Source organism: Sulfurivermis sp., from assembly GCF_059410345.1.
This window is the reverse complement of sequence record NZ_JBLJDO010000024.1, coordinates 21,872-33,196: the sequence shown is the minus strand read 5'-3', so window position 1 is coordinate 33,196 and position 11,325 is coordinate 21,872. Positions and strand designations below refer to the sequence as shown.

The window sequence follows — 11,325 nt, the reverse complement described above, 5'->3', positions numbered from 1 at the left end:
CTGATCACGGACCAGCCGAACCGCCCCCAATTTGAATTCCCGACTAAATTGCCTTCTTGCCATTTCTTACCTCCAGGTTTCATCATGCCACCTTAACTAGGTGTACGTGAAACCTGGGGCAGGCCACTTTGCCGGGTGTGCAACAAAGTTAGAGTGCGTTTACGCACTTCACCCACCTTTCGAATCTGCGGCCTATGCGCCGTATCTCTCAAACTCTCGCGGCCCTGTGGCCCGCATCTTTCCGTCGCCAATTTTTTGTGCGCGCGTGCGTTTGTCTCGCTTGCGCGCTCGATCCTGGAGGAAAAATGCACAGAGACAAAGAAAACTCGCTATGGTTGAATGATGGTCGGAGGTCCTGACGGACCCGGCACCCTTCCCCAACCGGTGGTGCTCGCCACTGAAACCGTAGTGGCCACGGAAAAAAGCGTGATGCGGAAAATTTACCACATTTGTTGTTGGGTGCAACCAGAAATTGCAGTGTAAGCCAAAATGGCTACAGTGGCGCGCAGCGCGCCACTGTAGCCATTTTGGCTTACACTACTTCCGTATTGCGAAAACCTCACCGCACCTCAAGCACATGAATTGTTTTTCCCATATTTCCATCTTCTTAGGCCAGATCTGTGTGTTATATCTCCATGCACCGGTCCAGACCCAGGCCGTACCTGCTAACACGAGGGCCATCCAGAACAGGCCAAACAACGCTGCATTGTCGAGTATCGCGAGCCCGACAAAAAATCCAATAGCAGGCAAGATCGAAACGTTGAGCACGGATATCTTCTTAGGCGGTGCAACTTGTTGCGACAGTGCGGTCTGATGTGTGCCACGAGTGCCCGCCACGCCAATACCCCCTCCCAGTCCGCCACCGCTGATACCAGCGCCCAGCCCTACTGTTGAGGTATCGACGGTGGTGAGGCCACCACCATAGATGATGCTCAGCCGCTGGGTGTTTTCACTATCGCAGGTTGGACACTTCATCGTTCTTCTCCCTGTGCTCGTTGTAAATTTTTATGTGCCATGCTCGAAACTGACGCGCCGCCTGGCCGGCGGCTTGTCGGCCACCGTTCCGGCGCATGCAGAGCCTGCGCTTGCACGGCGGCACACTTAGGCATGCCGGTGAGGGCGCGTATCCTGGATCAGGCTTTCCAGCGGGATGTGTAATCCTTCCCAGAGTCGGCGGATCATATCAACGGACAGTGGGCGCTTGCGATTCAGCACCTCGGAGACACGCCCGCTTCTTCCCAAGTATGGTTCCAGATCCTTGCGTTCCATTCCACTCTGTTCCATACGAAACAATATGGCCTCAATAGGATCGGGTGGGGCAATGGGGTGGTGTTTGGCCTCGTAGGCTTCCACTAGCGTGATCAGCACATCAAGGCGATCACCTTCAGGGGTGTCCACCGGAGCACCCCACAGCGCTTCAATTTCGGCCAGCGCGGCTTCGTAGTCAGCTTCAGTTTTAATGGGGCGGATATCCATACAGCAATCCTCTCTGGTCACTTCAGGTTGAGGTCATCGTATTGGGCATGGGTGCCAATGAATTTCACATAGAGCGCTTGCCGTGCGTAATCCACATCCACCAGCAGTCGGTATTTGTTCCCTGCAATGTTGAACACCACGCGGGAGCGATCGATGATGCTGGCGTTGGCGTACTGCTCCTTGATGTCATGCGGAGTTTGCCAGGTGCCCTTGCTTGCTTCGGCGTGCCACGCCTCCAGCGGCCCTTGGGCATCCCGGTAGGGCGGTTGCTCATAGAATGCCCGCAAGGTCCGTTTGGCGATGACTCTCATGGCTGAAGTATAACCTCCTCCCAAAATGGGAGCAATGTATGTGGCCGCCGTGTAGGCGCAGGCTCTGCATGCGCCGGAACGGTGGCCGACAAGCCGCCGGCAGGCGGCGCGTCAGTGCCGAGCGTGCTACAGCAGGTCAATAATGTCGCTGGCCTGGAGGTGGGTGTAGCGGTTCAGCATAGAAAGGGTCTTGTGCCGGGTAAGCTGCTGCAACTGCTGGGTGGTCAGGCCGCGCTTGGCGTAGATGGTGGTGGCTAGGTGCCGCAGGTCGTGGAAGCGAACATCCTCGATGCCGGCACGCTTCACCACCCGATCCCACGCCGTCCTGATTTCGTAAGGCTTCTTGCCGTCCACCGTAAAGACGTATTTGGAACCACGGGGACGGAAGGGGTTGTCTATGGCCGCCTTGAGGGCCTTGCAGGCGCGCTGGGAGAGCGGAACAGCCTGTTTAACTCGGCCCCGTCCCTTGGCGTGTACGAATGCCAGGCGTTTCTGGAAATCCACATCCTGGACGCGCAGGTTCTGGAGTTCGGAATGCCGCATGGCAGTGAACATGGCAATGCGGATGGCGTGCAGGATCATTGGCTGGGAGTCGGCTTTGGCTGCCTTGAACAACCGCTTGATCTCAGACCACATGAGAAGTCGATCCCGTTCCGTCGAGGGAGGCTTTTTCACGGCAGAAACTGGATTGGCCTTCAGGCCCAGTTGCCACTCATCCTTGGCGATGTTGAACAGGTTGCTGAGGAGCGTCAGTTCCAATCGTACTGTATCCGGGGCTCGGCCCTCAGCCAGGCGGGCCTCCCTGTATTCCGATACCTTCTGTGTGCTTATGGCGGCGAGCGAGTAGCTGCCTAGGGCCTTGCGAAGCTGCTGGACGATCTTGGCCTCGGCGGCTTGGGTGGATTCCTTCTTTGTGGGGTGACTTCCTTCAGGTAACGATCCAGGGCGTCACTGAGAGTGACTTGGGCGGCCTTGGCGCGGGAGATGAAAACACCCCGCGTCATTTCGTCTTCGACGTTTCGCGCCCAGTCCTGGGCGTCACGTTTCGTGCGAAACGTTTTTATCTGCTGGGGCCACCCGCTCATGCGGATAACGGCCTTCCAGGTCTTGGCGGGAGTCTGGTAGATCGTGGCCATGCGGTACCCTCGAAACTGAGGACTGTACCGCTGCTGTACCGACTGACCTATTGGAGAACAAGGCGGCTACGCGTAATGTTCGTAACGCCTTGATTTAATTGGTGCCGAGGGTCGGAATCGAACCGACACGGGGTTGCCCCCGGCAGATTTTGAGTCTGCTGCGTCTACCAGTTTCGCCACCCCGGCAGGGGAGGGCGCATTATAGGGAAAGGGATGCGCGGCGGCAAAGCCCCTTTTTTGATACGATGCGCCCCCCATGCGTCGCCAGGACTTTCATTTCGACCTCCCTCCGGAGCTGATCGCCCAGCAGCCCGCCGCCGAGCGCGGCGGCAGCCGCCTGCTGTTGCTGGATGGCGCCGACGGCACGCGGCGCGATCTGGCCTTCCGCGACCTGCCGGGCCTGCTGCGCCGCGGCGACCTCCTGGTGTTCAACGACACCCGGGTGATCCCGGCGCGCCTGTTCGGCCGTAAGGAGAGCGGCGGCCAGGTGGAGGTGCTGGTGGAGCGCATCGTGGGTGACGATCGGGTGCTGGCCCATGTGCGGGCCAGCAAGTCGCCCAAGCCCGGTACCTGGCTGACCCTGGAGGGGGCACTGGAGGTGGAGAGCCTGGGCCGAGCCGGTGACCTGTTCGAGCTGCGCTTCCCCGGTCCAGCCCTGACCCTGCTCAAGCAGTACGGCCGCATGCCCTTGCCGCCTTATATAGAGCGTGACGCCGCCGCGCAGGACGGCGAGCGCTACCAGACCGTCTACGCCCGCCGCGAGGGCGCCGTGGCGGCGCCCACCGCCGGGCTGCACTTTGATGATGCCATGCTGGCGCAACTGGCTGCCCAGGGTGTCGAGCGCGCCTTTGTCACCCTGCACGTGGGTGCCGGCACCTTTCAGCCGGTGCGGGCGGACGACATTCGTGAGCACGTGATGCACCACGAGTACCTGGAGGTGCCGGCGGAGGCCTGCGCCGCCATTGCCGCGGCCCGTGCCCGTGGCGGCCGGGTGGTGGCGGTGGGAACCACGGTGGTGCGCAGCCTGGAAAGCGCGGCGCGGGGCGACGCGCCGGAGCCGTTCGCCGGGGAGACTGATATCTTCATCTATCCAGGCTATGAATTTCGCGTGGTGGATGCGCTCATCACCAACTTCCACCTGCCCGAGTCCACCCTGTTGATGCTGGTGTCCGCCTTCGCCGGTCACGCGAATGTCATGGCCGCCTACCGCCACGCGGTGCAGCAGCGCTACCGCTTCTTCAGCTACGGTGATGCCATGTTCATCCTGCCGCAGAAAATGACCAACCACGGAGGACACGGAGGGCGCGGCGATGAATAATGTGGAACCAGCCAAGAGACTGACGTTCCTCCGTGCCCGCCGTGGTTAATTCATATGAAGTTTGAACTGCTGCATACCGACCACCAGGCCCGCCGCGGCCGGCTGCACTTCGCCCGCGGCACGGTGGAGACACCGGCCTTCATGCCGGTGGGCACCTATGGCACGGTGAAGGCGATGACGCCGGAGGAATTGCGCGAGCTGGGCGCGGAGATCATCCTCGGCAATACCTTCCACCTGATGCTGCGTCCCGGTACCGATATCATCAATCTGCATGGCGATCTGCACGATTTCATGCACTGGAACGGCCCGATCCTCACCGACTCCGGCGGTTTCCAGGTGTTCAGCCTGGGCGAGATGCGCAAGATCAGCGAGCAGGGCGTCACTTTTGCCTCGCCGGTGGACGGCGCCAAGGTGTTCATGGGACCGGAGGAGTCCATGGCGGTGCAGCGTGCCCTGGGCTCGGACATCGTGATGATCTTCGACGAGTGCACGCCCTATCCAGCGACGGAGGCGCAGGCGCGCATCTCCATGGAACTGTCGCTGCGCTGGGCGGCGCGCAGCAAGGCCGCCCATGGCGACAATCCCAACGCCCTGTTCGGTATCGTGCAGGGCGGTATGTACCCGCCGCTGCGCCGCGAATCCCTCGCTGGCCTGGTGGACATCGGTTTCGACGGTTATGCCATCGGCGGCCTGTCGGTGGGCGAGCCCAAGGACGAGATGCTGCACACCCTGGAGGCCATCACCCCGCACATGCCGACCGAGCGGCCGCGCTACCTGATGGGTGTCGGCACCCCGGAGGACATCGTCGAGGCGGTGCGCCGCGGCGTGGACATGTTCGATTGCGTGCTGCCCACCCGCAACGCGCGCAACGGCCACCTGTTCACCAGCGAGGGGGCGGTGCGTATCCGCAACAGTCAGTACCAGCACGACACCCGCCCGCTGGACCCGGACTGCGACTGCTACACCTGCCGGAACTACAGCCGTGCCTACCTGCGCCACCTGGACAAGTGCGGCGAAATCCTTGGCGCCCGTCTCAACACCATCCACAACCTGCATTATTACCAGCGCCTGATGCGCGACCTGCGCGCCGCCATCGTGGCCGGCACCCTGGAGCAGGCCGTGGCCGAGTTCTACCGGCGGCGGGGACAGCCGGTGCCGCCTATGCCATAATGCGAGCCTTTCGCGGGTCCCCCGCCTCGACCAACAACAGCAACTGGAAGGAAACCTCATGAGCTTCTTTATCTCCGACGCCTGGGCCGAAGCCGCCCCCGCCGCTGGCCAGCCGGACATGTTCGGCGCCCTGCTGCCCTTCATCATCCTGTTCGTGGTGTTTTATTTCCTGCTCATCCGCCCGCAGCAGAAGCGCGCCAAGGAACATCGCAAGATGATCGAAAATATCGCCAAGGGTGATGAGGTGGTCACCGGTGGCGGTCTGGTAGGCAAGGTGGTGGATCTGGGCGACAACTTCATCGAAGTGGAAGTGGCCGACAACGTGCACGTCAAGATCCAGCGCCAGATGCTGGCCAGTGTCCTGCCCAAGGGAACCATCAAGGGCGGTCTGTAATCCCACGCAAGAATAAGTGAGCATCCCGGCCCGCCGCGGGGCGGCGGGCCTTTGGAGTTGCAGTCATGAACAAATACCCTCTGTGGAAGTACCTGCTCATCGCCATGGTCCTGCTGGCGGGCGTGCTCTATGCGCTGCCCAATCTGTATGGTGACGATCCGGCGGTGCAGGTGGTGGCGGCGCGCACCGGCAAGGTGGATGCCAGCACCCTGGATACCCTGGAGCGGACGCTGCAGGCGCAGGGGATAGAACTCAAGCGCGCCGAACTGCTGGGCGACACCCTGTTGCTGCGTTTTGCCGGCACCGAACCGCAGCTGCGGGCCTACGAGCTGGTGCGCGAGACCCTGGGCAACAATTACGCCGTGGCGCTCAATCTGGCGCCGGCGACCCCCGGCTGGTTGCGTGCCTTCGACGCACTGCCCATGTATCTGGGCCTGGACCTGCGCGGCGGCGTGCACTTCCTGATGCAAGTGGACATGGACGCAGCAGCGGCGCAGGCGCTGGAGCGCTACGTCAGCGACTGGCGCACCCTGTTGCGCGAGCAGAAGGTGCGTTACCTCACGGTGGTTTCCCATAATGGCCGGGTGGAGGCACGCTTCCGTGACGTCGCCGAGCGCGATCAGGCCTATGAGGTGCTGCGCAAGGAATATCGCGACCTGCTGCTGGAAACGGTGGAGCGGGAGGGCGTGCCCTTGGTGCTGGCTGCCCTGAGCGAGCAGGAATTGCGCGACATCAAGAAGTTCGCCCTGCAGCAGAACATCACCACCCTGCGCAACCGCGTCAATGAATTGGGCGTGGCCGAGCCGGTGATCCAGCAGCAGGGCGACGAGCGCATCGTGGTACAGCTGCCCGGTGTGCAGGACACCGCCCGTGCCAAGGATATCCTCGGCGCCACCGCCACCCTGGAATATCGCCTGGTGGACGAGGAGCGCAGCGTGGAGGATGCACTGGCCGGTCGCGTACCGCCCAACAGCCGCCTGTATTACGAGCGCAACGGCCGCCCGATCCTGTTGCAACGCCAGGTGATCATCACCGGTGACCAGATCATCGACGCCGCCTCCGGTATCGACTCGCAGAGCGGCGGGCCGATGGTCAGCGTCACCCTGGATGGTCAGGGTGCGCGGCGCATGGACAATACCACCCGCGACAATGTCGGCAAGCGCATGGCGGTGGTGTTCATCGAGACCAAGACCGAGACCAAGATGGTGAACGGCCAGCCGCAGCGCACCACCTCGCGCACCGAGGAAGTGATCAGCGTGGCGGTGATCCGTGACCGTTTCAGCAAGCGCTTCCAGACCACCGGCCTGGACAGCTCCGAAGAGGCGCGTAACCTCGCCCTGCTGCTACGCGCCGGTGCGCTGGCCGCGCCAATGGAGATCATCGAGGAACGGACCATCGGCCCCAGCCTCGGTCAGGACAACATCGATCAGGGCGTGGCCTCGGTACTCATCGGTTTCACCTTGGTGGTGCTGTTCATGGTGTTCTGGTACCGCTCCTTTGGGCTGGTCGCCAACCTGGCGCTGCTGTTCAACCTGGTGCTGATCGTGGCGGTGCTGTCGCTGTTGCAGGCCACCTTGACCCTGCCCGGTATCGCCGGCATTGTGCTGACGCTGGGCATGGCGGTGGACGCCAACGTGCTGATCTTCGAGCGCATCCGCGAGGAGCTGAATAACGGCAATTCACCCCAGGCCAGCATCAACGCCGGCTACGAACGCGCCTTCGCCACCATCGCCGACGCCAACATCACCACCCTGATCGCTGCGGTGGTGCTGTTCGGTTTCGGCACCGGCCCGGTGAAGGGCTTTGCGGTGACGCTGTCCATCGGTATCCTCACCTCCATGTTCACTGCGGTGATGGTGAGCCGTGCCATCGTCAACCTGACCTATGGGCGCCAGCGTCGTCTGACCAAGCTGCCGCTGGCGTGAGAAAGTGACTATGCAGATCTTCCGTAACGCCAATTACGATTTCCTCGGCCAGCGCAAGGTGGCGGTGGTGATCTCCATCGTGCTGTTCGTGATTTCCATCGGCGCGTTGATCATGCGTCCGCTCAATCTCGGCATCGATTTCACCGGTGGCACCCTTATTGAACTGGGTTATTCCAAGCCGGCGGAACTGACTGAGGTGCGTGCCGCCCTGGTGACCAGCGGCTATGGCGACGCAGTGGTGCAACACATCGGCACCGCGCGCGAGGTGATGGTGCGCGTGCCGCCGCGTGAGGGCATGACCTCGGCGACGTTGAGCAATGAGGTGCATGCGGCCCTGGAACACGCCGCCGGTGAGAAGTTGGAACTGCGCCGGGTGGAGTTCGTCGGTCCGCAGGTGGGCGAAGAGCTGCTGGAGAACGGAGGTCTGGCCATCCTGTATGCGCTCATCGGTATCCTGATCTACGTGGCGCTGCGCTTCGAATACCGTCTCGGCGTCGGCGCCATCATCGCGTTGATTCACGACCCGGTGTTGATCCTCGGACTGTTCGCTTTGTTCCAGTGGAGCTTCGATCTGACGGTGCTGGCGGCAATGCTGGCGGTGATAGGCTACTCGCTCAACGACACCATCGTTATTTACGACCGTATCCGCGAGAACTTCCGCAAGATGCGCAAGGCGACGCCGGTGGAGGTGGTCAATACCTCCATCAACCAGACCCTGTCGCGTACCGTGCTGACGTCCGGTACCACCTTGCTGGTGGTGCTGGCGCTGGTGATCTTCGGCGGCGAGATGATCCGCGGTTTTGCTGTCGCCTTCCTCATCGGCATCCTGGTGGGGACCTATTCCTCGGTCTACGTTGCCAGCACCGCCGCTCTGGCGCTCGGCATCAGCAAGGAAAACCTCATGCCGGTGAAGAAAGAAGGCGAGGGAGAGGAAGAGATGGAGAACCAGCCTTAGGCTGCACGGAACCTGTCCGGGCAGCCTGGCAACACGCCGGCCGGCCCGCATAAGACACAGGGCCGGACCGCAAGGTGCCGGCCCTGTGTTTTTGGGCCGGTGAACGATGCAGTAAGTTAAGGAGTAATGAAATGACCATGCCCGCAATCAAGATCACCAGCAGCGATTACGATCGCCTGGATACCCTGTTGCAGCGGCCGCAGTATCGCCACCTGCCGGCCGCAGCCGCCCTGCGCCAGGAACTGGAGCGGGCCGAGGTGGTGGAGCCGGAGCAGATGCCGGCGGGGGTGATCACCATGCATTCCACCGCGCGTTGCGTGGAGGAGGGTGAGGGGCGGGAATATGAGCTGACTCTGGTCTATCCGGCCGAGGCCGATGGTACGGCGGGGCGGGTGTCGATCCTGGCGCCGGTGGGGACGGCCATGCTGGGACTGGCGGCGGGGCAGGAAATCGACTGGCCGGGGCCGGGCGGGCAAGTGTTGCGCCTGCGGGTGCGGGAAGTGCTCTATCAGCCAGAGGCGGCGGGAGACTATAACCGTTAGGGAGGCTCTGAATAAGGGAGGGTCCGAATAAGTCCATCCTGAACTTAGGCGGCGGCGTGGCTGTCGTGCGCGCCCTCGGGCGCCTCGATGGCGATGATCTCGAACACGCCCGGCGTGCTCTGCCAGGCAAAGCCGCTGGCGAGGTCGTCCAGACCGTCGAGCACCTCACGCATGGTGAGTTCGAGGGGCGCGATGGGGGTGATGCGAAGTGCCTGCACGCTGTGGTTCCGATGCCTGAGGTGGAGAGTCCTTCAGGTTGTCGGTCACAGCGTCAGGAACTTGAGATGCACCGCCGGGGTGGCCGTCACCTCAGCGTTGCAGCGACTCCGGCAGGACCGGCTGGATGGTCTTGAGGATGGCGCCGTGTAGCTTGAGGTTGCCGCCGACGATGTTGCCGCTGCTGAGATAGTTCTGCCCGCCACCGAAGTCGCTCACCACACCGCCGGCCTCCTGGATCAGCAGGGCACCGGCCGCCATGTCCCACGGTGACAGGCCGAATTCCCAGAAGCCATCGAGACGGCCGGCGGCGACGTAGGCCAGGTCCAGCGCGGCGGAGCCGGCGCGGCGGATGTCGGCCACTTTGGGCGCCATGGCACGGAAGGTATTGAGATAGGGGTCGAGCAGGTCCGGCTGGCGGAACGGGAAGCCGGTGCCGATCAGGGTGCCGTCCAATTCGTTGCGGCGCGACACGCGCAGGCGGCGGTTGTTGAGTTGGGCGCCGCTGCCGCGGCTGGCGGTGTACAGGTCCTGGCTCACCGGGTCGTAGATCACCGCCTGATCCAGCTGGCCCTTCACCATCAGCGCGATGGACACGGCGTACTGCGGGAAGCCGTGGAGGAAATTGGTGGTGCCGTCCAGCGGGTCGATGATCCACTCGTAGGTATCGGAGCCGGCGCGGTGCGCGCCGCTTTCCTCCGCCATGATGGCGTGGTGCGGGTAGGCCTTCTGGATAATCTGGATGATTTCCTGCTCGGCGCGGCGGTCGACTTCGCTGACGAAGTCGTTGTGCGACTTGCTGGTGACGGTGAGGCCATCCACATGTTCGGCGGAACGGGCGATAATGTCGCCGGCCCGGCGCGCCGCGCGGACCGCGATATTCAGCATGGGGTGCATGGAGGCACTCTCCGATTGTTAAAGAGAAAGAACAGGGAAGGGCGCTAGTTTAATGGGAACAGGGGAAAAATGCAGCCTGCCGCAGACAATTTGACCGCCCTTGCCCGCCTGCGCGTGGTGTTGGTGGAGACCAGTCATCCGGGCAATATCGGTGCCGCTGCCCGCGCCATGAAGGTGATGGGCCTGTCGCGCCTGTACCTGGTGCGGCCGCAGCAGTACCCTTGTGCCGAGGCCACCTCGCGCGCCTCGGGTGCCGATGACCTGCTCACCCGTGCCGTGGTGTGCGACAGCCTGGATGAGGCTTTGGCCGGCTGTTCCATGGTCATGGGGGCGAGCGCGCGGCTGCGTTCGCTGCCCTGGCCGCTGTCCGATGCGCGCAGCGCGGCGCAGCGCGCCACGGCCGCGGCGGTGGCCGGTCAGGAAGTGGCGTTGGTGTTCGGCCGCGAGCATTCCGGCCTCAGCAACGAGGAGTTGCAGCGTTGCAACTATCTGTTGCACATCCCCGCCAACCCCGACTACAGCTCGCTCAATCTGGCAGCGGCGGTGCAGGTGGTGAGCTATGAGCTGCGCATGGCTCTGTTGGGTGCAGAGCCGCTGGTCGCCGATGAGGGCGACTACGCCAGTGCTGACGAACTGGAGTCGTTCTATGCCCACCTGGAGCAAACGCTCGTTGCTATCGGGTTTCTCGATCCGACCAATCCGCGCCAGGTGATGCGCCGCCTGCGCCGGCTCTACAACCGCGCCCGCACCGAACGGGTCGAACTCAATATCCTGCGAGGCATCCTCACCGAGACGCAGAAGCGCGTAAGGCGGTGAATCCGCGAATGAACGCGAATGGACGCAAATATCCCAGCGAAGCGCGAAAGGGTCTGGCCTGATGTCCGGCAGGGGCGCTCATCGGTACCCCGGGGCAGCAGCCTGAAACGATATGCCGGCATTCGTGCTTATTGGCGTTCATTTGCGGATGCCTTCTATGCGAGAATGA

General features: G+C 62.7%; 13 protein-coding genes and 1 tRNA gene. 7 read left to right on the top strand and 7 right to left on the bottom strand.

Annotation, left to right across the window (positions count from 1 at the left end; translation table 11 throughout):
- Nucleotides 1–537: 537 nt before the first annotated feature.
- From ACMV8A_RS14090 to ACMV8A_RS14070, 5 genes are all read right to left on the bottom strand, one after another.
- Nucleotides 538–975 (bottom strand): hypothetical protein, encoded by a 438-nt coding sequence (locus tag ACMV8A_RS14090; protein WP_495326510.1) that lies wholly within the window; start codon nucleotides 973–975, stop codon nucleotides 538–540.
- Between the two features lie 126 nt (nucleotides 976–1,101).
- The gene (locus tag ACMV8A_RS14085; RefSeq protein ID WP_495326509.1) at nucleotides 1,102–1,476 is read right to left on the bottom strand and encodes a helix-turn-helix domain-containing protein; all 375 of its coding nucleotides are present in this window, start codon (nucleotides 1,474–1,476) and stop codon (nucleotides 1,102–1,104) included.
- A 17-nt stretch (nucleotides 1,477–1,493) separates the two neighbouring features.
- Entirely contained in the window at nucleotides 1,494–1,787 is a 294-nt protein-coding gene (locus ACMV8A_RS14080; RefSeq protein ID WP_495326508.1) for a type II toxin-antitoxin system HigB family toxin, read from the bottom strand.
- A 126-nt stretch (nucleotides 1,788–1,913) separates the two neighbouring features.
- Complete coding sequence (locus tag ACMV8A_RS14075) at nucleotides 1,914–2,666, bottom strand: tyrosine-type recombinase/integrase (protein WP_495326513.1); 753 nt, start codon at nucleotides 2,664–2,666, stop codon at nucleotides 1,914–1,916.
- 356 nt (nucleotides 2,667–3,022) lie between these two features.
- Nucleotides 3,023–3,109, bottom strand: a tRNA-Leu gene (locus tag ACMV8A_RS14070).
- A 70-nt stretch (nucleotides 3,110–3,179) separates the two neighbouring features.
- Between ACMV8A_RS14070 and queA the strand changes: the two genes are divergently transcribed.
- From queA to rnk, 6 genes are all read left to right on the top strand, one after another.
- The gene (queA, locus tag ACMV8A_RS14065) at nucleotides 3,180–4,241 is read left to right on the top strand and encodes a tRNA preQ1(34) S-adenosylmethionine ribosyltransferase-isomerase QueA (RefSeq protein ID WP_495326507.1); all 1,062 of its coding nucleotides are present in this window, start codon (nucleotides 3,180–3,182) and stop codon (nucleotides 4,239–4,241) included.
- A 54-nt stretch (nucleotides 4,242–4,295) separates the two neighbouring features.
- The gene (gene tgt, locus ACMV8A_RS14060; protein ID WP_495326506.1) at nucleotides 4,296–5,411 is read left to right on the top strand and encodes a tRNA guanosine(34) transglycosylase Tgt; all 1,116 of its coding nucleotides are present in this window, start codon (nucleotides 4,296–4,298) and stop codon (nucleotides 5,409–5,411) included.
- Between the two features lie 58 nt (nucleotides 5,412–5,469).
- Nucleotides 5,470–5,805, top strand: coding sequence for a preprotein translocase subunit YajC (yajC, locus tag ACMV8A_RS14055; protein WP_495326505.1), 336 nt, complete (start codon nucleotides 5,470–5,472; stop codon nucleotides 5,803–5,805).
- Between the two features lie 65 nt (nucleotides 5,806–5,870).
- Complete coding sequence (secD, locus tag ACMV8A_RS14050) at nucleotides 5,871–7,730, top strand: protein translocase subunit SecD (protein WP_495326504.1); 1,860 nt, start codon at nucleotides 5,871–5,873, stop codon at nucleotides 7,728–7,730.
- A 10-nt stretch (nucleotides 7,731–7,740) separates the two neighbouring features.
- The gene (gene secF, locus ACMV8A_RS14045; protein WP_495326512.1) at nucleotides 7,741–8,685 is read left to right on the top strand and encodes a protein translocase subunit SecF; all 945 of its coding nucleotides are present in this window, start codon (nucleotides 7,741–7,743) and stop codon (nucleotides 8,683–8,685) included.
- 131 nt (nucleotides 8,686–8,816) lie between these two features.
- A complete protein-coding gene (gene rnk / locus ACMV8A_RS14040) occupies nucleotides 8,817–9,227 on the top strand; it encodes a nucleoside diphosphate kinase regulator (protein ID WP_495326503.1) in 411 nt (136 codons plus the stop codon).
- A 44-nt stretch (nucleotides 9,228–9,271) separates the two neighbouring features.
- Here rnk and ACMV8A_RS14035 read toward each other — a convergent pair whose 3' ends face one another.
- Nucleotides 9,272–9,445: a hypothetical protein gene (locus tag ACMV8A_RS14035; protein WP_495326502.1), complete on the bottom strand. Its 174-nt coding sequence runs from the start codon at nucleotides 9,443–9,445 to the stop codon at nucleotides 9,272–9,274.
- Between the two features lie 91 nt (nucleotides 9,446–9,536).
- The gene (gene suhB / locus ACMV8A_RS14030; protein WP_495326501.1) at nucleotides 9,537–10,340 is read right to left on the bottom strand and encodes an inositol-1-monophosphatase; all 804 of its coding nucleotides are present in this window, start codon (nucleotides 10,338–10,340) and stop codon (nucleotides 9,537–9,539) included.
- A gap of 69 nt (nucleotides 10,341–10,409) precedes the next feature.
- Between suhB and trmJ the strand changes: the two genes are divergently transcribed.
- The gene (trmJ, locus tag ACMV8A_RS14025) at nucleotides 10,410–11,156 is read left to right on the top strand and encodes a tRNA (cytosine(32)/uridine(32)-2'-O)-methyltransferase TrmJ (RefSeq protein WP_495326500.1); all 747 of its coding nucleotides are present in this window, start codon (nucleotides 10,410–10,412) and stop codon (nucleotides 11,154–11,156) included.
- Nucleotides 11,157–11,325: the final 169 nt, after the last annotated feature.